The sequence below is a fragment of the Stenotrophomonas maltophilia group sp. msm1 genome (assembly GCF_032025805.1).
In the GTDB taxonomy this organism is placed as follows: Bacteria; Pseudomonadota; Gammaproteobacteria; order Xanthomonadales; family Xanthomonadaceae; genus Stenotrophomonas; species Stenotrophomonas hibiscicola.
Window position 1 is genome coordinate 79,589 of record NZ_JAVSKH010000004.1, and the last position, 20,612, is coordinate 100,200.

19 protein-coding genes are annotated in these 20,612 nt (G+C 66.4%); 13 read left to right on the forward strand and 6 right to left on the reverse strand.

Features of this window, described 5'->3' with window-relative positions:
* Positions 1-39: 39 nt before the first annotated feature.
* Complete coding sequence (gene ftsY, locus ROV95_RS17425; RefSeq protein WP_312545484.1) at positions 40-1,320, reverse strand: signal recognition particle-docking protein FtsY; 1,281 nt, start codon at positions 1,318-1,320, stop codon at positions 40-42.
* A gap of 129 nt (positions 1,321-1,449) precedes the next feature.
* On the opposite strand from ftsY, the gene ROV95_RS17430 reads away from it, so the two are divergent.
* Positions 1,450-1,749 (forward strand): hypothetical protein, encoded by a 300-nt coding sequence (locus ROV95_RS17430; protein ID WP_021203986.1) that lies wholly within the window; start codon positions 1,450-1,452, stop codon positions 1,747-1,749.
* Positions 1,750-1,926: 177 nt separating this feature from the next.
* Here ROV95_RS17430 and htpG read toward each other — a convergent pair whose 3' ends face one another.
* Positions 1,927-3,819, reverse strand: coding sequence for a molecular chaperone HtpG (htpG, locus tag ROV95_RS17435; protein WP_058980285.1), 1,893 nt, complete (start codon positions 3,817-3,819; stop codon positions 1,927-1,929).
* A 692-nt stretch (positions 3,820-4,511) separates the two neighbouring features.
* On the opposite strand from htpG, the gene rsmD reads away from it, so the two are divergent.
* The 6 genes from rsmD (at position 4,512) to ROV95_RS17465 (ending at position 9,326) form a co-directional block, all read left to right on the forward strand.
* On the forward strand, positions 4,512-5,090 hold the full coding sequence (gene rsmD / locus ROV95_RS17440) for a 16S rRNA (guanine(966)-N(2))-methyltransferase RsmD (RefSeq protein ID WP_171952186.1): 579 nt from the start codon (positions 4,512-4,514) through the stop codon (positions 5,088-5,090).
* Positions 5,091-5,116: 26 nt separating this feature from the next.
* Complete coding sequence (gene coaD / locus ROV95_RS17445) at positions 5,117-5,626, forward strand: pantetheine-phosphate adenylyltransferase (RefSeq protein ID WP_005416145.1); 510 nt, start codon at positions 5,117-5,119, stop codon at positions 5,624-5,626.
* 60 nt (positions 5,627-5,686) lie between these two features.
* Complete coding sequence (locus tag ROV95_RS17450) at positions 5,687-6,178, forward strand: hypothetical protein (RefSeq protein WP_010484374.1); 492 nt, start codon at positions 5,687-5,689, stop codon at positions 6,176-6,178.
* A 132-nt stretch (positions 6,179-6,310) separates the two neighbouring features.
* A complete protein-coding gene (locus ROV95_RS17455) occupies positions 6,311-6,592 on the forward strand; it encodes a YfhL family 4Fe-4S dicluster ferredoxin (RefSeq protein WP_010484376.1) in 282 nt (93 codons plus the stop codon).
* Positions 6,589-8,319, forward strand: a complete 1,731-nt coding sequence (ggt, locus tag ROV95_RS17460; protein ID WP_134730646.1) for a gamma-glutamyltransferase — start codon at positions 6,589-6,591, stop codon at positions 8,317-8,319. Before ROV95_RS17455 ends, ggt begins: the two co-directional genes overlap by 4 nt.
* A gap of 119 nt (positions 8,320-8,438) precedes the next feature.
* Positions 8,439-9,326, forward strand: a complete 888-nt coding sequence (locus ROV95_RS17465; protein ID WP_155029342.1) for an MBL fold metallo-hydrolase — start codon at positions 8,439-8,441, stop codon at positions 9,324-9,326.
* Between the two features lie 41 nt (positions 9,327-9,367).
* On the opposite strand, the gene ROV95_RS17470 is transcribed toward ROV95_RS17465, so the two are convergent.
* Both ROV95_RS17470 and upp read right to left on the reverse strand, forming a co-directional pair.
* Complete coding sequence (locus ROV95_RS17470) at positions 9,368-9,661, reverse strand: PsiF family protein (RefSeq protein WP_019661214.1); 294 nt, start codon at positions 9,659-9,661, stop codon at positions 9,368-9,370.
* A gap of 186 nt (positions 9,662-9,847) precedes the next feature.
* Positions 9,848-10,480, reverse strand: coding sequence for a uracil phosphoribosyltransferase (gene upp / locus ROV95_RS17475; protein WP_005409099.1), 633 nt, complete (start codon positions 10,478-10,480; stop codon positions 9,848-9,850).
* 170 nt (positions 10,481-10,650) lie between these two features.
* Between upp and ROV95_RS17480 the strand changes: the two genes are divergently transcribed.
* Genes ROV95_RS17480 through ROV95_RS17495 form a run of 4 tightly spaced genes read left to right on the forward strand, consistent with a single transcriptional unit; the run spans position 10,651 to position 16,316 of the window.
* A complete protein-coding gene (locus tag ROV95_RS17480) occupies positions 10,651-13,212 on the forward strand; it encodes a TonB-dependent receptor (RefSeq protein WP_312545494.1) in 2,562 nt (853 codons plus the stop codon).
* A complete protein-coding gene (locus ROV95_RS17485; protein ID WP_312545496.1) occupies positions 13,209-14,327 on the forward strand; it encodes a phytase in 1,119 nt (372 codons plus the stop codon). Before ROV95_RS17480 ends, ROV95_RS17485 begins: the two co-directional genes overlap by 4 nt.
* Positions 14,328-14,341: 14 nt before the next feature.
* Positions 14,342-15,691 (forward strand): metallophosphoesterase family protein, encoded by a 1,350-nt coding sequence (locus ROV95_RS17490; RefSeq protein ID WP_312545818.1) that lies wholly within the window; start codon positions 14,342-14,344, stop codon positions 15,689-15,691.
* 10 nt (positions 15,692-15,701) lie between these two features.
* The gene (locus tag ROV95_RS17495; protein ID WP_021203979.1) at positions 15,702-16,316 is read left to right on the forward strand and encodes an inorganic diphosphatase; all 615 of its coding nucleotides are present in this window, start codon (positions 15,702-15,704) and stop codon (positions 16,314-16,316) included.
* Between the two features lie 19 nt (positions 16,317-16,335).
* Here the strand turns inward: ROV95_RS17495 and ROV95_RS17500 are convergent, their stop codons facing one another.
* Positions 16,336-16,920, reverse strand: coding sequence for a hypothetical protein (locus ROV95_RS17500; RefSeq protein WP_134730638.1), 585 nt, complete (start codon positions 16,918-16,920; stop codon positions 16,336-16,338).
* Between the two features lie 109 nt (positions 16,921-17,029).
* Here ROV95_RS17500 and ROV95_RS17505 point away from each other — a divergent pair, with 109 nt between their 5' ends.
* Positions 17,030-18,445, forward strand: a complete 1,416-nt coding sequence (locus ROV95_RS17505; protein ID WP_312545820.1) for a deoxyribodipyrimidine photo-lyase — start codon at positions 17,030-17,032, stop codon at positions 18,443-18,445.
* A gap of 140 nt (positions 18,446-18,585) precedes the next feature.
* On the forward strand, positions 18,586-19,281 hold the full coding sequence (locus ROV95_RS17510; protein WP_005416156.1) for an OmpA family lipoprotein: 696 nt from the start codon (positions 18,586-18,588) through the stop codon (positions 19,279-19,281).
* A 222-nt stretch (positions 19,282-19,503) separates the two neighbouring features.
* On the opposite strand, the gene ROV95_RS17515 is transcribed toward ROV95_RS17510, so the two are convergent.
* On the reverse strand, positions 19,504-20,535 hold the full coding sequence (locus tag ROV95_RS17515; protein ID WP_005409107.1) for a LysR family transcriptional regulator: 1,032 nt from the start codon (positions 20,533-20,535) through the stop codon (positions 19,504-19,506).
* Positions 20,536-20,612: the final 77 nt, after the last annotated feature.

Here is a 20,612-nt window from a genome sequence, read left to right on the forward strand (position 1 = left end):
GGTGCAGTAGAGCCACGCCATGCGTGGCTGCACGGTGTATCAGGCGCCCAGCGCTTCGGGCAGCAGGGCGTCGACGAAGGCTTCCGGGTCGAACACGCGCAGGTCTTCCGGGCGCTCGCCGATGCCCGCAAAGCGGATCGGAATGCCGAACTCGCGGGCCAGTGCGAACACCACGCCGCCCTTGGCAGTGCCGTCCAGCTTGGTCACCACCAGGCCGGTCACGTTCACCGCAGCATTGAACTGGCGCAGCTGCGACAGCGCGTTCTGGCCGGTGGTGCCATCGATCACCATCAGCACTTCGTGCGGGGCGGTGGGATCGATCTTGCCGAGCACGCGGCGGATCTTGCCCAGCTCGTTCATCAGGCCGGACTGGGTGTGCAGGCGGCCGGCGGTGTCGGCGATCAGCACCGAGGTGCCGCGTGCCTTGCCGGCCTGCAGCGCGTCGAACGCCACCGACGCGGCATCGGCGTTCTGCCCCTGGGCGACCACGGCCACGCCATTGCGCTCGCCCCAGGCCTGCAGCTGGGCCACGGCAGCGGCACGGAAGGTATCGCCGGCGGCCAGCATCAGGCTGTGGCCATCATCCTTGAAGCGCTTGGCCAGCTTGCCGATGGTGGTGGTCTTGCCGACACCATTGACGCCGACGGTGAGCACCACGAAGGGCTTGGCGGTGCGGTCGATCACCAGCGGCTTGGCGACCGGTTGCAGGATCGCGATCAGCTCGGCGCGCAGCGCGGCCAGCAGCGCATTGGCATCAGCGAACTCGCGCGACTTCATGCGCTTGCGCAGGCCCTCGACCAGATCGGTAGTGGCACCCACGCCGACGTCGGCAGTGATCAGTGCGGTTTCCAGTTCGTCCAGCAGGTCGTCGTCGAGCTTGGGATTGCGCGAGAACAGGCCACCGAAGCTGCGCGCGATGACGCTGTTGCGCAGGCGCTCGCGCCAGCCGGGCTTGCCGGCCGGGGCTGGCGGGGCATCCACCAGAGCTGGCAGGTCGGCGGCCGGGGCGGTTGGTTCCTCAACCGGAATGACCGGAGCCAGAGGGGCCAGCACGGCGGCCGCAGCCAGCACTTCGGCCTGGACGTCCTCCGGCGCGGTGACCGGCTGCGCAGCCGGTACGGCAGGCCATTCGGCGAGGGGCGCCGGTTCCGGTACAGGTGCCGGTGCTGCGGCTTCGACTACCGGGATCGTGGCGGCGTCTTCGGCCGGGGCGGCTGACGGGAACGCCGCCGCCAGCTCTTCAGCCGAGTAGTGCTGGGTCTTGGGTGCCTCCGTGGCGGGGGCATCCTGGGGCTTCTTGCGGCGGAAAAAACTGAGCATTGGCAAAAGGCGCTGAAATCAGGGGGATATGCTACCACTCGGGCCTGTCGGGCTGATGTGGACTCAAGGTCGCGGCCCGCCGGCCGTTAACCGGTCCGAAGGGCCGCGCAGCGCGGCCCGGAGACCGCCATGAACGACGTGATGGGAATCGCTCTCGGCGGGATGCGCGCGGCCCACCAGGGCGTGCAGGTGGCCGCGCACAACGTGGCCAACCTGGCGACTCCTGATGCCCGACGCCTGCAACTGCTGCGCAGTGAGGCGGAGCAGGGCGGGGTGCAGGCCGCGATGACCCCTGCCGACGCCGATGCTGGCGCGCCATTGGGGGACCTGCTGGCGGCGAAAGCCGAGGTGGTGGCCTTCGCCGCCAATGCCACGGTGATACGGCGCCAGGACCAGATGCTGGGTTCGCTGCTGGATCGGGAGGTCTGAGCCGCCCGGCTTTGGTGGGTTTCAACCTGGGTTGACACGCTCGCCCCCCTGAGTAGGTGCCAACCTTGGTTGGCACGCTTTTGGGTCGCCAACCAAGGTTGGCCTCTGCTGAAGTGCCAACCAAGGTTGGCACCAACCAGAGCATCGCCGGGCCATGCCCGGCGACCACCGCCTCGATCAGGCCGACAACTCCAGCAGCAGCTTGTTCAGGCGCGCCACATAGGCGCCGGGGTCCTTCAGGCTGTCACCGGCGGCCAGTGCGGCCTGGTCGAACAGTACCCGGCCGAGATCATCGAAGCGTGCGCCGTCGGCTTCTGCATCCAGCTTGGCGATCAGCGGATGGCCCGGATTGATCTCCAGCACCGGCTTGCTGTCCGGCACCTTCTGCCCGCTGGCTTCGAGGATCTGGCGCATCTGCAGGCCCAGGTCCTGCTCGCCGATGGCCAGCACCGCCGGCGAATCGGTCAGGCGGTGCGAGACGCGCACGTCGGCCACGTCATCGCCCAGTACCGTCTTCAGGCGCTCGACCAGGCCCTGCTTGTCCTTGGCCGCCGCTTCCTGTTCCTGCTTGTCCGCTTCGGTTTCCAGCGCGCCCAGGTCGAGGTCGCCGCGGGCGATGTCGACGAAGCCCTTGCCGTCGAAATCGGTCAGGTAGCCCATCAGCCACTCGTCGATGCGGTCGGTCAGCAGCAGCACTTCCACGCCCTTCTTGCGGAACACTTCCAGGTGCGGGCTGTTGCGTACCTGGCTGTAGCTCTCGCCGGTGAGGTAGTAGATCTTGTCCTGGCCTTCGCTCATGCGGCCGAGGTAATCGGCCAGCGACACAGTCTGTGCATCGCCGTCGCCACGAGTGGAGGCGAAGCGCAGCAGCCCGGCCACCTTCTCACGATTGTTGTAGTCCTCGGCCGGGCCTTCCTTCAGCACCTGGCCGAATTCCTTCCAGAACGTGGCGTACTGCTCCGGCTTGTCGGTGGCCAGCTTTTCCAGCATGTCCAGCGAACGCTTGGTCAGCGCGGCCTTCATCGAATCGATGACCGGGCCGGACTGCAGGATCTCGCGCGAGACGTTCAGCGAAAGGTCGTTGGAATCGACCACGCCCTTGATGAAGCGCAGGTACAGCGGCAAGAACTGCTCGGCCTGGTCCATCACGAACACGCGCTGCACATACAGCTTCAGGCCCTTGGGCGCATCACGGTGATACAGGTCGAACGGCGCGCGGCCAGGCACGTACAGCAGCGAGGTGTACTCCAGCTTGCCTTCGACCTTGTTGTGGCTCCACGCCAGCGGATCGCTGTGATCGTGTGCAACGTGCTTGTAGAACTCGGTGTACTCGGCGTCGCTGATCTCGGTGCGCGGACGGGTCCACAGCGCGCTGGCACGGTTGACGGTTTCCCATTCGGCCGCGGCGCCTTCTTCGCCACCTTCCTTCGGCATCTGGATCGGCAGGCCGATATGGTCCGAGTACTTCTTGAGGATGCTGCGCAGGCGCCAGCCATCGGCGAAGCCGTGCTCGCCGTCCTTGAGGTGCAGCACGATGCGGGTACCGCGCTCGGCCTTGTCGACGGTGGCCACTTGGAAATCGCCTTCGCCGCGCGAGGTCCAGCGCACGCCTTCGCCTGCGGCCAGGCCGGCGCGGCGCGAGGTCACTTCCACTTCGTCGGCAACGATGAAGGCGCTGTAGAAGCCGACGCCGAACTGGCCGATCAGCTGCGAATCCTTCTTCTGGTCGCCGGACAGCTGGCGCAGGAAGTCGCCGGTGCCGGACTTGGCAATCGTGCCCAGGTGGGCGATGGCTTCGGCGCGGCTCATGCCAATGCCGTTGTCGTCGATGGTGATGGTGTGGGCGGAGGGATCGAAGCTGACGCGCACGCGCAGTTCGCTGTCGCCTTCCAGCAGCGCCGGCTGGGTCAGGGCCTCGAAGCGCAGCTTGTCGGCGGCGTCGGCGGCGTTGGAGACCAGCTCGCGGAGGAAGATTTCCTTGTTGGAGTACAGCGAGTGGATCATCAGCTGCAGCAGCTGCTTGACTTCGGTCTGGAAGCCAAGGGTTTCGGTCTGGATGGTGTCGGTCATCGATAGGGCTCCATGTGCAATGCCGCGCCAGCGCGTGCGGCCTCGCCAAGGGGTATGGCTGATTGTCCCGAAATCAAGGGGTTGGTCGGCAGGGCTTGCAGCCCTGCACCTGCAGAGGCCGAAGCAACCGCAACTGCAACAGCAACGGCAAGAGCGGGCATTCCGTGGGATGGCGGGGCACTGTGGGTTTGCGGGGACGCCGTAAACCCCGCTCCGCGGTCCGGCCCAGCCGCTGGCGGCTGTGCGTTCGGGCGCTTGCGAAGCAGTGCTTCGCAAGCAAAGCGCCCTCACCCTTGGGGGCTTGGGCGCGGCATCCATGCCGCTCACACCCCGCAAACCCACAGTGCCCCGCCTTCGACAGTTGGCTGGCAGCCAGTAGATCCACGCCATGCGTGGATGAAATCTCTCAGATATCGAAATCCAATCCAGGGTCAGATCCGTTTTCCCACGGAAAACGGATCTGACCCCGCCTGTATGTCGAGCATCGGATCGCGTCTGGGGTAGAGCCCCCTGAGTCAGGGGGCGGCCGCGAAGCGGCGGGGGTATGGAAGCTGGTAAGTGGGGCCCGCGTTTCGCGCAGCGAAGCGTGGGAGCGACAGCGCGCATGCGTTGGCGCGTCCCCGGGCGCCGCCCGGCCGAACTACAATCCCGCTCATGCTGAAATTCTCGAATGAACCCCGCCGGGGGCGCCTGTGAGCGGCCGTGGGGGCAATGACGGCCAGGTCCGCATCATCGGTGGTCGCTGGCGCAACACCCGCCTTCCGGTGCCGACCCTGCCGGGGCTGCGACCCAGCAGCGACCGCGTGCGCGAAACCCTGTTCAACTGGCTGATGCCCAAGCTGGGCGGGGCGCGGGTGCTGGACCTGTTCGCCGGCAGTGGCGCGTTGGGCCTGGAGGCGGTCTCGCGCGGCGCCGCCCACGCCACTCTGGTCGAGCGCGACGCGCAGCTGGGACGCAATCTGACCGCGGCCGTGGCCAAGCTGCAGGCCTCCGGCCAGGTCGCCGTCGTGCAGGCCGATGCCCTGCGCTGGCTGCAAGGGGCGCAGGCGCAGCAGGCCGATCTGGTCTTCATCGACCCGCCGTTCGCCGATGGCCTGTGGCAGGACGTGCTGGCCCAGCTGCCGCGGCACCTGGCCGCCGATGCCTGGCTGTACCTGGAATCGCCGGCCGGCCACGTGCCGGTGCTGCCGCCGGACTGGCTGCTGCACCGCGAGGGCGGCACCCGCGAGGTGCGCTTTGCCCTGTACCGCCGCGCCACTGCTACACTTTGACCTCATCTGAACATCTGCACCCGCCCATGACCGTGGCCAACCGCCGCATTGCCGTGTATCCCGGCACATTCGATCCGATCACCAACGGTCATATCGACCTGGTCAGCCGGGCCGCGCCGCTGTTCGAAAAAGTCGTGGTCGGCGTGGCGCAGAGCCCGTCCAAGGGCCCGGCGCTGCCGCTGGAGCAGCGCGTGCAGCTGGCACGCGGCGCCCTGGCCCATCACGGCAATGTCGAGGTCATCGGCTTCGATACCCTGCTGGCGCATTTCGTACGTTCGGTGCAGGGCGGGGTGCTGCTGCGCGGCCTGCGCGCGGTGTCCGACTTCGAATACGAATTCCAGATGGCCAGCATGAACCGCCACCTGATCCCCGAGGTCGAGACCCTGTTCCTGACCCCGGCCGAGCAGCACAGCTTCATTTCGTCCTCGCTGGTCCGCGAGATCGCCCGCCTGGGTGGCGACGTGTCCGGCTTCGTGCCGGCCGCGGTGCTCGAAGCCCTGCGCAAGGTCCGCGAAGCGAAGGCGGCACAGTCGTAAGCCCCGCTGTACCCGCACCCCATTACGTACACCACCACGCACCATTCCGGGAGGAAACCCATGAACACCACCATGCGCGCGATGCTGATCGCTTCGTTGGCCCTGGCCTTCACCGCCTGCAAGAAGGAAGAGGCCGCTCCTGTCGACGAGGCCAAGCAGGCCCTGGTCGCGCCGTCCAAGGATGACGATGCCGGCTGGAAGAAGTACCTGCAGGAAGTGGCCATCCAGAACATGGGCAACATCAGCAACAGCCCGTTCCTGTACTACCTCTCGCCGGAATCGGACCCGGACTTCCAGGCCAAGTACGAGCGCCAGACCGAGAGCGCGACCCAGGCGGTGGCCCGTGGCGTGCAGCCGGGCAACATGCTGGCCTTCGGTTCGTCGGCCTCGGGCAAGATGGCTGACATGATCCAGGCTGTGTTCAAGGACGTGGCGCCGGATTCGATGAAGGGCGTGCGCGTCGTCTTCATCGGCCAGTCGGCCGACAACGCCCGCGTGCAGGCGGCGGTCCAGCCGACCGGCGCCGAGTACATTTTCGTCGAAGCCAAGTAATACCGAGCCATGGCGGCCATGCTCCGGCATGGCCCGGGCGGCACCCCGCAAGGGTGCCGCTGATGACCTGACCGGCCTGCGCGCCCGCGCTGGCCGGTCCTTTGTCCCAAGGCGCGGGCGAGGAGTATCGCCATGTCGCTGAAAATCAACGAGCTCTGCGTCAACTGCGACGTCTGCGAGCCGGCCTGCCCGAACCAGGCCATTTCGATGGGTGAAACCATCTACGTGATCGACCCTGCGCGCTGTACCGAATGCGTCGGTCATTTTGACGAGCCACAGTGCGTGGTCGTCTGCCCGGTCGAGTGCATCGACCCGGACCCGGAGATCGTGGAAACGGAAGACCAGCTGCTGGCCAAGCTGCGCCAGCTGCAGCACGATCACCCCGAACTCTACGCGGAGCCCCCATCCGAATGAAGACGCTGATCGTCCGCCCCCTGTTGCTGCTCGGCCTGCTGCTGAGCCCGATTGCCTGGGCCGGCAGCCCGGTCCGTGCCGAGCGCCCTGATGGCGCCGCCATTGCCAGCGGCCATGCGCTGGCCACCCAGGCCGGTATCGACATCCTGGCCCAGGGCGGCAACGCCTTCGACGCAGCAGTGGCGGTGTCGTCCACGCTGGCGGTGGTCGAGCCGATCAGTTCCGGTCTGGGCGGTGGCGGCTTCTTCCTGCTGCACGATGCGGCCACCGGAAAGGACGTGATGCTGGACGCGCGCGAGACCGCGCCGGCCGCCGCTACCCCGCAGGCCTTCCTCGACAAGCAGGGCAACCTGGACCGTGACCGCTCGGTCAACGGCGCCTGGTCGGCCGGCATCCCGGGCCTGCCTGCAGCGCTGGTCGAACTGTCGGCCAAGCACGGCAGGCTGCCGTTGTCGGCCTCGCTGCAGCCGGCCATCCGCATCGCGCGCGAAGGCTTCCCGGTGTACGAGCGCATGGCCAAGGGCTATGCCTCGCGCCGTGAAGTGATGGAGCGCTATCCCGGCACGCGCGAGGTCTACCTGCGCAACGGCACGCCGATCGCTACCGGAGACCTGTTCAAGCAGCCGGAACTGGCGCAGACGCTGGAGCGGCTGGCTGCGGGTGGCTTCGATGGCTTCTACAAGGGCCAGACCGGAAAGCTGTTGCTGGCCGGCGTGAAGCAGGCTGGCGGCAACTGGACCGCTGAAGAGCTGGCCGGTTATCGCGTGAAGCAGCGCGAACCGATCGTGTTCAACTACAACGGCTGGAAGATCACCACCGCGCCGCCGCCGTCATCCGGAGGCATCGCGCTGGCCAGCATGCTGCAGATCCTGGAAGGCTGGGACATCAGGAAGATGGACCCGGCGCACCGCACCCACCTGGTGGTGGAATCGATGCGCCGTGCCTACCGCGACCGTACCTTCTTCCTCGGCGATCCGGACTTCGTGCAGATCCCGCAGAAGGTGCTGACCAGCAAGGACTACGCGCAGGGCCTGCGCGCGACCATCCATCCGGAGAAGGCCACGCCCAGCGACCTGCTGTCGGGCAACCCGACGCCACTGGAAGATGACGAGACCACGCACTTCTCGATCATCGACCGTGACGGCAACCGCGTCGGCGCCACCCAGACCGTCAATCTGCTGTACGGCTCGGGCCTGATTCCGAAGGGCACCGGCGTGCTGCTGAACAACGAGATGGACGACTTCGCGCTGAAACCAGGCACGCCCAATGCATTCGGCGTGATGGGCTACGAGGCCAATGCGCCGAAGCCGGGCAAGCGCATGCTCAGCTCGATGACGCCGACCTTCATGGAAAACAGCGACAAGGTGATCGTGCTGGGCACCCCGGGTGGCAGCCGCATCATCACCATGGTGCTGCTGGGCATCCTCGGCTACGACGCCGGCCTGGACGCGCAGCAGGTTGCTGCGCTGCCGCGCTATCACCACCAGTGGCTGCCGGACCTGATCGAAGCTGAGGACGATGCATTCGACGCGGCGACGGTGAAGCAGCTGCAGGCGATGGGCCACAAGATCGACCTGCCGGGCAATGTCGCCGCAGGCGGCCGCGGTTCCAGCCACGTGTGGGGCAACCTGCAGACCGTGGAATGGGACCGCAAGGCGAACCGACTGTTCGGCGGCAGCGACCCGCGCAATCCGGTGGGCAGTGCCCAGGTCGTGCCGGCACATTGACGTGGGAGTGCCGGCCACTGGCCGGCACCTCGGCGGATATCGAAACCCCGTCTTCGCCGGCGGGGTTTTCCGTTTGCTTTCTAGCGATTATTTAACGGTACGGCGCCGATAATCGACACATGAAACTCTGGTCTATTCGTGGAAACTCGCAACGCCTTGATGGCGGCGCGATGTTCGGCAACGCGCCGCGCGCGTTGTGGGAAAAATGGGCGGCACCGGACGAGCTCAATCGCATCGAGCTGGCCTGCCGCGCGCTGCTTGCCAGTCCGCTGGAAGGCAAGACCGTGCTGTTTGAAACCGGTATCGGGGCGTTCTTCGATCCGCGCATGCGCGAGCGCTACGGCGTGCAGGAAAGCCAGCACGTGCTGATCGATTCACTGCGCGAAGCAGGTTTCGAGCACGAGGACATCGACGTGGTGGTGCTCAGCCACCTGCATTTCGATCATGCCGGTGGTCTGCTTGCCGCATGGAGCGAAGGGCGCGAGCCCGAGCTGCTGTTCCCCAACGCAACCTATGTGGTCGGTGCGCAGCACTGGCAGCGCGCCGTGCAGCCACACCCGCGCGATCGGGCCAGTTTCATTCCTGAGCTGCCCGGCCTGCTGCAGGCCAGTGGCCGCCTGGAAGTGGTGGAGGGGGAGTACTCGAAGGCACTTGGCCGCAGCGTGCGCTTCAGCTACAGCGACGGGCATACGCCGGGGCTGATGCTGGCCGAGATCGTTGGTCATCCGCATGCCGGTGAAGATGCTCACGGTGGCGTGGTGTTCTGTGCCGACCTGATCCCGGGGCGCTCATGGGTACACGTGCCGATCACCATGGGCTACGACCGCAACGCCGAGCTGCTGATCGACGAGAAGCGGCAGTTCCTTGAAGACAAGCTGGCGCGCAACGTGCGGCTGTTCTTCACCCACGACCCGCAGGTGGCGCTGGCGCAGCTGGGCCGTGATGACAAGGGACGCTTCGTGACCCTGCACGAACAGGGCGAGCTGAAGGCGCGCGCCCTGGGTTAATGGCAGAGCCGAGCGTGGGCTCGGCTCTACATCACTCGTCGTTACGATGCCTTCAGGCAGCTGCTCATGAAGGTCTTGCGCGCATCGCCTGCCAGCTTCTTCGCACCCGCGTCGGCATTGCACTTGCGCATGCGTTCCTGCTGTGGATTGACCGCCTTGGTTTCGGCGGCGTGGCCGCTGAGGCAGGAACTCTGCGCGGTCTTGTAGGCATCACCCTTCAGCCCCTTGTTCTTGGCCGAGCACTCGGCCATGCGCTGCTGCTGCGGGGTGGTGGCGTTGGCAGCCAGGGGCAGGCCAACCAGCAGGACGGCGGCCAGCAGGAAAGCGGCTTTCATCGGAATGCTCCAAGCGGTGGCGGGTGCGCGGAGCATTCGCTTCCGACCGGTAAGGCCACGTGAAGAACCACGCGTCGGCCACGCCCGCGTCCACGGGCGTTCACGTGCCGCGGCGAAGCGCGCCCGCGAGTGGTTGGCGGGTCAGAGCCCTCTCCTGCGGAGAGGGATCCGACCCGTACACCGGGATTACCCGACGCGGGTTCCGAAGATGCGGTCGCCGGCGTCGCCCAGGCCCGGCAGGATATAGCCCTTGTCGTTGAGCTGGGCATCGATGGCCGCGGTGTAGATCTCCACGTCCGGGTGCACGGCCTTCACTGCTTCGATGCCTTCGGGCGCGGCCACCAGGAAGATGCCCTTGATGCGACGGGCGCCGGCGCGCTTGAGCATGTCGATGGTGGCGATCAGCGTGCCGCCGGTGGCCAGCATCGGGTCGAGGATCAGTGCGTCGCGCTCTTCCAGGCGGCCGGTCAGGCGCTCGAAGTAGGGCACCGGCTGCAGGGTTTCCTCATCGCGCTGCAGGCCCACCACGCTGACACGGGCCGCCGGGATCAGCGACAGCACGCCGCTGAGCATGCCCAGGCCGGCACGCAGGATCGGCACCACGGTGATCTTGGCGCCGGCAATGCGCTGAACCGTCACCGGGCCGGCCCAGCCGGGGAGGGTGTGCGGCTCGGTGTCCAGGTCGGCGGTGGCCTCGTACGCCAGCAGGGTGCCCAGCTCGTTGGCCAGTTCGCGGAAATCCTTGGTGCTGAGCGCGGCATTGCGCATCAGGCCGATCTTGTGCTGCACCAGCGGGTGGCGCACTTCGACGATCTTCATGGTCGGGAAGGGGGAAAGGAGAGAGAGGAGGCCATTTTGCCGGATTGGCGTGTCGAATCCCAAACCGGCCCCGGAGCGGCGTGACCGGAAATGTGCAGGTGCATGTCATGGCCATGCAACCTTGCGGACATATCGTGCAGACCCATTCTTAACAGGAATGGGGATTCCCAGTGCATATCAAGACTCCGTTGGCCGTTGCCATCACCCTGACCCTGGCAATGGGGGCCGCCGCACCGCTGCAGGCGGCCGGGCAGCAGGCGGTAGCCGCCACCGGCGCCGTGGCCGCCGACGCGGTCGACCTGGACCGCATCGAAGTACGCGCACAGCTCGAGTCGCAGATCCGCGCAGTCGATCTCAAGCGCAGCAGCGACGCCATCGAGGATGCAGTGTCCTCCGACGCACTGGGCCAGTACCCGGACAAGAACGTGGCCGAGTCGCTGCAGCGCCTGCCGGGCATCAGCGTAACCCGCGACCAGGGCGAGGGCCGCTTCGTGGTCATCCGCGGCCTGGATGCCAATCTCAACAGCGTCAGCGTGGATGGCATCGCCGTCGGCACGCCGGAAGATTCCAGCCGCGCCGCGCCACTGGACGTTATCCCGTCCGACTCCACCGAGCGCCTGCGCGTGGTCAAGTCGCCGACCCCGGACATGCCCGGCGACGCCATCGGTGGCGCAGTGCTGGTGGAATCGGCCTCGGCCTTCGACCGCGACGGTCGCAGCCTGCGTGGCAAGATCGAAGGCAGCCACCAGCAGTTGTCCGGCGAAACCAGCCCCAAGGCCGCCTTCAACTACAGCGAAGTGTTCAACGACACCTTCGGCGTGGCCCTGGGCGTGAACTACCAGAAGCGGAAGTTCGAGTCGGACAACACCGAAGTGGAGTACGACGGCGAGGATGACGCCGCACCTGGCGACGTCACCGCGATCAACCTGCAGCACCGCAAGTACGAGATCGAGCGCAAGCGCATCGGCGCCAACCTCAACCTCGACTGGCGGCCGAACGAAAACAGCAAGTACTACCTGCGCACGCTGTACAGTCAGTTCGATGATGCGGAGACCCGTCAGCGCGTGATCTTCAACTTCGATGACGCGAAGATGGTCAAGACCGGCACCGACCAGTACCGCCTGGACGGCATGCCGAAGGATTCCATCGACAAGCGCATGCGCTATCGCACCAAGAAGGAAAACACCTTCGCGGCCAGCCTGGGCGGCGAGAACAAGTTGACCAATGCCGTGGTCGATTACCGGATCGGCTACACCCGTACCGAAGAGCGGGTAAATGACGAGATGGAGGCGCGCTTCAAGCTCAACGGAAAGGCCTTCAACGGCACGCTGGACCAGCGCAGCCGCCTGCCCAGCTACAGCTTCGACAATCCGCAGTGGCTGGACAATGCCAACTACGCGTTCGATCGTTTCGTGATCTCGCCGAAGCAGGTGAATGACAAGGAACACAGCGCGCAGGTCAACGTGCGCTTCGACGGCGACAGCAGCAGCATCAAGTTCGGCCTGCTGGGCCGCTGGCGCGACCGCGATGTGAATGTGGACGAGCGCGAACTGCGTGTCGGCCCGAAGGTGGCGCTGGCGGGCTGGACCACCACCTCGCCGGAACACCGCCACGGCGATATCGGCGACGGCATGGATTCGCCCGCGATGCGTGCCTATTGGGCGGCCAACGGCGGCCAGTACAGCGCCCGCCCGCAGGACGCCGGTGGCAATGCGATGACGTCGCTGGAAGAGGATTACGTGGCAAGCGAGGACATCTTCGCCAGCTATGCCATGGGTACCTGGGACGTGGGCGCACTGCGCATCATCGGCGGTGTTCGCGTGGAAAACACGCAGTTCAAGGCGATCGGCAACCAGGTGGACGTCGCTGCCAACGGCCGCAGCTTCACCGTTGCCCCGCGCGTGGCCAACAGCAGCTACACCAACGTGCTGCCGGGCCTGCACCTGCGCTATGACGCGGCCGATGACTGGGTGCTGCGCGCCTCGGCCAACAAGACCGTTTCGCGCCCGTCCTTCGGCGACGTTTCGCCGCGCGTGGGTTACAGCCGGGGTGACGAGGAAGTGCGCCTGGGCAACCCGGACCTGGACCCGTACGAGTCGAAGAACATCGACCTCTCGGTGGAGAAGTACATCGGCAGCAGTGGCATCGTTTCGCTGGGCCTGTTCCATAAATCGATCGACGGTTACATCGTGGAGACCGTGCGCACCAATGATCCGGCCTACGGCGGATACGACGTGACCCAACCGATCAATGGCCGCAAGGCCACCGTGCGTGGTGCCGAATTCAATTGGCAGCAGCAGCTGGCCTTCCTGCCGGAGGGCCTGGATGGCCTGCTGGTCGGCGCCAGTGGCACCTGGCTGGATACCGAGTTCGATGCCGGCATCAAGGACCGTGCGGGCGAGGACTTCACGCTGCCGCGCGCTTCCAAGCATGTCTACAGCGCACACATCGGCTATGAAAAGTATGGTGTAAGCACGCGCCTGGCGGCCGTGTACCGCAGCGAGTATCTGGACAGCATCGGCAAGGGCCGCGCGTTCGACATCTACGTGGCACCCAACACCCAGCTCGATTTCTCGCTTGACTACAAGTTCACCCCGCGCGTGAGCGTGTACTTCGAGGCGCAGAACCTGCTGGACAAGCCATTGGAGCTTTACCAGGGCACCCGTTCGCGCACCCTGCAGATGGAAGAGTACGGCCGCACCTATGCGCTGGGCCTGAAGGTGGCGCTGTGAGGGGGCGTGGCTTCACCGTCCTGGCCGCCGCGCTGGCAGCCGCGCTGGTCGCCGGCTGCACGCCGGCCACCGGCACCGATCCGGTTGCGGGAGTAGCCGCGCCGGCCGCCGGGGGCGAGCGCGTGGTGACCACCATCGCCGAGGCCTTCCTGTCACCGATGACCCCGGCCGACAACATCGACTCGCCTGCAGCCTGGCGCGCGCCGGACGGCGCGCTGTGGCTGATCGCCACCGCCAAGGCCACCGACAAGCTGGTGGTCTACGACGGCAGCACCGGGCAGCACCTGCGTGACGTCGGCAGCAGCGGCACCGCACCGGGGCAGTTCGACCGCCCAAACGGTATCGCGGTGATCGACGACCTGCTGTGGATCGTGGAGCGCGACAATCACCGTGTGCAGGTGCTGAGCCTGCCGGACTTCACGCCGCTGGCGACGTTCGCTGCCGACGACCTGCGCAAGCCGTACGGGCTGTGGGTCGACCGCCGTGCCGATGGCTACAGCGTCTACGTCACCGACTCCTGGGACAACGGCGAGGATGCGCAGGGGCGTGACATCCTGCCGCCGCTGGCCGAGCTGGACAAGCGCGTGCGCCAGTACCAGGTGTCCCGCAATGGCGCGAAGGTCGACGCGAAGCTTGTCGCCAGCATCGGTGACACCACCGAGGCCGGTGCGCTGCGCGTGGTCGAGTCGATCTGGGGCGATCCCGAGAACGACCGCCTGCTGATCGCCGAAGAGGACGAGAGCTACGCCAGCGAGTTCAAGGTCTACACCCTGGCGGGCCGCTTCACCGGCACCACCTTCGGCCGCGACGTTTTCAAGGCACAGGCCGAAGGCGTGACCCTGCGCACCTGTGGCAAGGAAGGCTGGTGGATCACCACCGAACAGGGCAAGCAGCGCAGCGTGTTCCACCTGTTCGACCGGCACACGCTGAAACCGGTCGGCGCGTTCCAGGGCAATACCGTGGCCAACACCGATGGCATCTGGATGATGCAGCAACCCAGCGCGCGCTTCCCGCATGGTGCGCTGTACGCCGTGCACGACGACCAGGGCGTGGTGGCCTTCGACTGGGAGAGCATCGCCAAGCAGCTGGCGCTACCGCTGGAGTGTGGTGCATGAGCCGGCACTGCGTGATGCCTACGTTGGCACTGGGCCTGCTGCTGGCCCTCCCGTCGCTGTCGTTCGCAGCAGCCGAAGCCAATACCCAGGTGCCGGCGGGCAGCCGCCACTACGCGGCGACGACGGTACCGGACCGCATCGTCGCCTCCCCGTCGGCCGATCCCAGCCATGGGTTCGCCGTGGCCTGGCGTACCGACGGCAGCGTGCAGGCACCGCTGCTGGAGATTGCCCCCGCCGCGGATTCGCCCGCCATCGAGGGCATCCGCCAGGTGCGCGCAACGACCCGTTCGCTACAGACCGAGAACGGTCTGTCGCATCATCATCGCGCCGACATCAGCGGCCTGCGGCCGGATACCCAGTACGTCTACCGGGTGCAGGGCAACGGCAGCTGGAGCGCCTGGAACCAGCTGCGTACGCTGGCCGCCGCCGACCAGCCGCTGACCCTGCTGTACTTTGGCGACACCCAGAACAAGAACGTCAGCCATGTCAGCCGGGTGGTGCGCGCCGCGCAGAAGGCCGCACCCGAGGCGCGCATGAGCCTGTTCGCTGGCGATCTGGTCAGTGGAGGTGATGGTGCCGATGACAGCGAGTGGGGCGAATGGTTTGCCGCCACCGGTTGGCTGGCGCAGGAGACCCTGGTGGCGCCGGCGATCGGCAACCACGAGTATTTCGAGGAGTTCGAGGACACTCCGCAGGAACGCCGCGTGCTGGGCAGGCACTGGCCGGTGACGTTCGCACTGCCGGGAAATGGTGCCACCGCTGCACAGCAGACCAGCTATTGGTTCGACGCGCAGAGCGTGCGCGTGGCCGTGGTCGATGGCACGTCAGCACTCGACCTGGGCACCGCCACGGCACAGGCACAATGGCTGGACAAGGTGCTGACCGGAAATCCCCAGCCGTGGACCATCGTGCTGCTGCACCAGCCGTTCTATTCGCCGCGCGAAGGCCGCGAGAACGCCGCATTGCGTGACGTGCTGCTGCCGGTGGTGCGCCGCCACAATGTTGACCTGGTGTTGCAGGGCCACGATCACACCTACGGCCGCCGTGGCGAAGGGCAGGCCGCAACCCCGCAGTACGTGGTGACCGTGGCCGGGCCCAAGCAGTACCGTCTCTCCGACGAGGCGCGAAAGACGATGGATCCGGTGGCCGAGGACACCCAGCTGTTCCAGGTGTTGAACATCGATCCGCAGCGCCTGCGCTATGAGGCGCGTACCGTGACCGGTCGTCTCTACGATGCCTTCGAGTTGCGCCGCGATGCCAAGGGGGGCAAGCAGCGCACGGAGCTGACTGAAGGCCGCATTACGCCACGCGACTGCCCGCGCGCACAGACGGCCAAGGGTCGTACCGACCGCTGCTGGGAATGAGGAGATGCCGATGACCACGCACCGCCGTATCGTTCCTCTCGCTGCCATCGGTGCGGCACTGCTGTTGCTGGCCAGTGCAGTGACCGCTGCCGATACAGTGCTGCACCCGTTCCTGGCCGACCAGCCGAAGCAGGCCCCGGATGAAGTTCACCTGGCGGTGGAGATTCCTGCCGGCAGCTTCACCAAGTACGAGATCAAGGAAGATGGCCTGGTGCATGTGGATCGCTTCCAGTCGATGCCGGTCGCCTATCCGGCCAACTACGGTTCGATGCCGCGCACGCTGGCTGGCGACAACGATCCGCTGGACGCGCTGGTGCTGACCCGTGAACCCCTGCATCCGGGCGTGATCGTGCGCTTCCGGCCGATCGGTTACCTGAAGATGATCGATGGCGGCGAGCACGACGAAAAGATCATCGGCGTACCGACCGACAAGGTCGACCCGACCTACGCCACGATCCGCGATCTGAAGGATCTGCCGGAGGTCGAGCGCCAGCGCATCGAGGCCTTCTTCCGGGTCTACAAGGACCTGCCGGCCGGGCGCAACCCGGTGCAGCTCAACGGTTGGGGCAACGCCGCCGAGGCGAGGGCACTGATCAGCGAAGCGATGAAGCGCTTCGAAAAGTAGATCCACGCCATGCGTGGATTCAGTCCAGCAACGTCTCGATGAACGATTCGGCCTGCAGGCGGTCGCCCAGTACCCGGGCCACCGCCTGTACTGCTGCCTCCTGGTGTTCAGGGCGGATGCCGCCATCATCATCGTCGTTGTAGAGGTCATCGCCGGCATCGAGGTATACCGTGCCCGCTGCAGCCAGAGCCGCCATCAGGGTCGGCACATCGGCGGTGATCTCGCCGGCATCCAGCAGGCCGGCACCGTGATGGCTGAACAGTACACGGCCATCGTCCAGGTCGAGGATGAACGGATCGGCGCTGCGATCGGCAATCACCAGCCAGTTCGATGGCCAGTCGTTGATCCGTTCGCCGCTGACGCCGTGCCATCGATAGCCGGCCTGCTGGCTCCACAGGCGTTGCAGTGGCGGTATCCAGACATCAAGGCCGGGAACGGTGATGCCGGCGCGGCCAACCCTGGCATTGATCTCTTCGCCCAGCGGCCCCACCTGCGCGTAAAAACGTGCCAGTACGGGGGGCAGCGGGAACGGGCCCTGCCAGTCACGCTCGTGCTGGGCATGCAGCAGCCCGAAGCGGGCGAATGAGGCGTGCAGATCTTCCATGTCAGAGTCCAACGGGTAGCGGCCGTGCAGCCTAGCAGACAGCGTCTGCGCGCATCGCCTTCACCACCGCTGGCTATCATGTGCGCCTTCCACAACGAAGGCAGTGCCTGTGTCGGTAGCGTTGGTATGGTTCCGCCGTGATCTGCGGCTGCAGGACAATCCGGCCCTGCAGGCCGCGCTGGATGAAGGTCACGATGTGGTGCCGGTCTACATCCACGCGCCGCACGAGGAAGGCGAATGGGTGCCCGGTGCGGCCTCCGATGCCTGGCGCCACCGTTCACTGGCCGCGCTGGATTCGGACCTGCGCGCGCGGGGTTCCTCGCTGGTGCTGCGCAGCGGCGATAGCCTGCCGGCCCTGCAGTTGCTGATCGAGCAGGCGGGCGCCGAGGCGGTGTACTGGAACCGCAAGTACGAACCGGCCACCCAGCCCCGCGACGCGGCCATCAAGCGCACGCTGCGCGAGCAGGGCATCGACGCGCAGAGCTGCAATGGCAGCCTGTTGTTCGAACCCTGGGACATTGCCACCCAGCAGGGCCAGCCGTACAAGGTATTTACGCCGTACTGGCGCAATGTACTCAGTCATTGGCGCCTGCCGGCACTGCAGGCTGCACCGGAAGCACTGGCGCCGCACGCGGTCGACAGCCTGGCATTGGATGATCTCCAGCTGGCACCGACGCTGGACTGGGATACCGGGTTCTGGGAGCACTGGCAGCCGGGTGAAGCCGGTGCGCTGGAAGCACTGTCCGTCTTTAAAGACGGTGCCCTTCGCGGGTATCGCGAGCAGCGTGACCTGCCGGACCGTGTCGGGACCTCGCGGTTGTCGCCCCATCTGCATTTCGGCGAGATCGCGCCGTGGCGCATCGCGCAAGCCCTGGAAGGGCTGCGCAGTGCGGCCACCGATGCCGACATCGACGGCTACCTGCGCCAGCTGGGCTGGCGTGACTTCGCCTACCACCTGCTGCATCACTTCCCGAAGACGCCGACCGACAACCTCAACCCGCGCTTCGACCGTTTCCCGTGGGCCACTCCGAGTGCCACGCAGCTGCACGACTGGCAGCGCGGCAATACCGGCGTGCCGATCGTCGATGCCGGCCTGCGCGAGCTGTGGCACACCGGCTACATGCACAACCGGGTGCGGATGATCGTGGCCAGCTACCTGTGCAAGCACCTGCGCGCGCACTGGCTGCATGGCGCGCGCTGGTTCTGGGACACCCTGGTCGACGCCGACCTGGCCAATAACACCATGGGCTGGCAATGGGTGGCCGGGACTGGCGCCGATGCCGCTCCGTACTTCCGGGTGTTCAACCCCGTGACTCAGGCCGAGAAATTCGATCCGCAGGCACGGTACATCAGCCGCTGGGTGCCCGAACTGGCCGCGCTGCCGGTGAAGGCCCGGTTTGCGCCGTGGCAGCATCCGCTGCTGCTGGCGGCGCATGCCCCGGGCTATCCGCGTACGCCGCTGGTGGACCTGGCCGCGGGCCGCGACGCCGCATTGGCGGCATACCGCCAGTCTGGGGCGGGGTAAAGGGTGACCCGAGCGATCCGGTCAGTTAGCTGAACGCGGCCCTGTCGGCGCACCGGATCATCATCCCGACGTCGCATCGGGCTGTTTATTCTCTCTGCGCCCGCAAGCCGCCGGCCCGTCCGGAAACCAAGGAGAACCTCATGATCCGCAACACCACCCGCAACGTCGCACTGGCCCTGATGAGTGCGGCCGTCCTGTCGGCCTGCGCCACCGGCGGCTCCTACGTGCAGAGTGACCAGTACGGCAATCCGACCGAGCAGCAGAACCGCACTGGTCGTAACGCGCTGATCGGTACCGCCATCGGCGTGGCTGCCGGCCTGTTGACCGGCGACAGCGCCACCGAGCGCCGTCAGCACGCATTGATCGGTGCCGGTATCGGTGCGCTCAGCGGCGCCGCGGTCGGCCAGTACCAGGATCGCCAGGAACGCGCGCTGCGCGAGCGCACCGCCAACACCGGCATCGATGTGCAGCGCCAGGGCGACAACATCATGCTGAACCTGCCGGACGGCATCACCTTCGACTTCGGCAAGGCCACCCTGAAGCCGCAGTTCTACGGCTCGCTCAACGGCGTCGCCGGTACGCTGCGTGAGTACAACCAGACCATGATCGAAGTGGTCGGCCACACCGACAGCATCGGCAGCGACGCTGTGAACAACCGACTGTCGAAGGAACGCGCCGACTCGGTCGCCCAGTACCTGATCGGCCAGGGCGTGCAGAGCGTACGTATCGAAACGCTGGGCGCCGGCAAGGCGTATCCGATTGCCGACAACAGCACCGACGCCGGCCGTGCCAAGAACCGCCGCGTCGAGATTCGGGTGATTCCGCTCAAGCAGTAACGCGTAGCGTTACTGCTTGAGCCGGTCCGGCCATCGGCCGGAGCGAAAATGCCGCCCTTGCAGGCGGCATTTTTGTGGGTGCCGAGCGTTGCTCGGCACGCCGATGGCGTATGCGGAGTCTAGCCGTGCTCGACTCACCAGAGGCAGTCGAGCGTGGCTCGACTCTACAGAAACCGGCATCGCGCGCCCGGGTAGAGCCACGCCATGCGTGGATACCCCCGGCTACGCCGCCGAAGCGGCCACCTTCTCCAGGATCCGCTTGCCGCTGCTTTCCAGAGCGGCGTCTTCCTTTTCCTTCTGCTGCTGCGCCAGCTTCGCACCCGGGCACTGCGCCAGCATGTAATTGGCGTCGAAGTTGAGCTTCTCGACCAGGAAGTCGACAAACGCACGCACCTTTGGCGAGACCAGGCGGCCGCCGGCGAACACGGCGTTGAAGTCCACTTCCGGGCCGGTCCAGCCAGCCAGCACGCGGCGCACCATGCCCGATTCAACGAACGGCTTGGCCATCACGTCGCCGGTCAGCAGCAGGCCTTCGCCACAGACCAATGCACCATTCAACGCAGACATGTCGTTGGCGGTCATCAGCGGGGTAACCGGGAAGTCGCGCAGTTCCCCACCGTTCTCGCCCAGCTGCCAGGTGAAGCGCGGCGAGTTGCCGGTGTGGTACGGCTTGCGCATCGCAAGGATGCGATGGAACTGCAGTTCTTCCGGATGCAGCGGCTCGCCGTAGCGCTCGATGTAGGCCGGGCTGGCGAACACCTGCGTCCGCAGGCTGCCCAGCTTGCGCGCGACCAGATTGGAATCGGGCAGGGCACCCACGCGCAGCGCCAGGTCCGCTTCACCGGCGATCAGGTCCAGCTTTTCGTTGCCCATGTGCATGTCCAGGCGGATCTCCGGGTACTGCGCATGGAACTGGCCCAGCAGCGGGGCGATCCAGGTGATGCCGATCGAATAGGGCACGGTGAAGCGCAGCCAGCCGCGCGGGCCGGACTGCAGCTGGCTCACCGCGCTTTCGGCCTCTTCAAGCTCACGTGCGATGCGCTGGCAATGTTCGTGGTAGATCGAACCAGCTTCGGTCAGGCCGAGGCGGCGCGTGGTCCGGTGCAGCAGGCGCGCGCCCAGGCGCGTTTCCAGCTCCTGCACTTTGCGGCTGACCGTGGTCTTGGGCAGGCCGAGCGATTTGGCAGCGGCAATGAAGCTGCCTTGCTCGACCACTTTGACGAAGATCAGCGTCTCGTTGAGATCGTGGGACATGGTCGGGATCTTGGACGTCGGGGATGGGACAATCGTGACAGAACGATTGGACCGGGAGCGGGATGATTATTCCCCTT

What these genes read in the sequence shown, in the direction of transcription:
- ROV95_RS17455 (WP_010484376.1), top strand. Translation starts at nt 6,311, where the DNA reads ATGTCGCTGAAAATCAACGAGCTCTGCGTCAACTGCGACGTCTGCGAG.
- ROV95_RS17465 (WP_155029342.1), top strand. Translation starts at nt 8,439, where the DNA reads ATGAAACTCTGGTCTATTCGTGGAAACTCGCAACGCCTTGATGGCGGC.
- upp (WP_005409099.1), bottom strand. Translation starts at nt 10,480, where the DNA reads ATGAAGATCGTCGAAGTGCGCCACCCGCTGGTGCAGCACAAGATCGGC.
- coaD (WP_005416145.1), top strand. Translation starts at nt 5,117, where the DNA reads ATGACCGTGGCCAACCGCCGCATTGCCGTGTATCCCGGCACATTCGAT.
- ROV95_RS17495 (WP_021203979.1), top strand. Translation starts at nt 15,702, where the DNA reads ATGACCACGCACCGCCGTATCGTTCCTCTCGCTGCCATCGGTGCGGCA.
- ROV95_RS17450 (WP_010484374.1), top strand. Translation starts at nt 5,687, where the DNA reads ATGAACACCACCATGCGCGCGATGCTGATCGCTTCGTTGGCCCTGGCC.
- ROV95_RS17430 (WP_021203986.1), top strand. Translation starts at nt 1,450, where the DNA reads ATGAACGACGTGATGGGAATCGCTCTCGGCGGGATGCGCGCGGCCCAC.
- ftsY (WP_312545484.1), bottom strand. Translation starts at nt 1,320, where the DNA reads ATGCTCAGTTTTTTCCGCCGCAAGAAGCCCCAGGATGCCCCCGCCACG.
- ROV95_RS17500 (WP_134730638.1), bottom strand. Translation starts at nt 16,920, where the DNA reads ATGGAAGATCTGCACGCCTCATTCGCCCGCTTCGGGCTGCTGCATGCC.
- ROV95_RS17490 (WP_312545818.1), top strand. Translation starts at nt 14,342, where the DNA reads ATGCCTACGTTGGCACTGGGCCTGCTGCTGGCCCTCCCGTCGCTGTCG.
- ROV95_RS17510 (WP_005416156.1), top strand. Translation starts at nt 18,586, where the DNA reads ATGATCCGCAACACCACCCGCAACGTCGCACTGGCCCTGATGAGTGCG.
- ROV95_RS17515 (WP_005409107.1), bottom strand. Translation starts at nt 20,535, where the DNA reads ATGTCCCACGATCTCAACGAGACGCTGATCTTCGTCAAAGTGGTCGAG.
- ROV95_RS17470 (WP_019661214.1), bottom strand. Translation starts at nt 9,661, where the DNA reads ATGAAAGCCGCTTTCCTGCTGGCCGCCGTCCTGCTGGTTGGCCTGCCC.
- ggt (WP_134730646.1), top strand. Translation starts at nt 6,589, where the DNA reads ATGAAGACGCTGATCGTCCGCCCCCTGTTGCTGCTCGGCCTGCTGCTG.
- htpG (WP_058980285.1), bottom strand. Translation starts at nt 3,819, where the DNA reads ATGACCGACACCATCCAGACCGAAACCCTTGGCTTCCAGACCGAAGTC.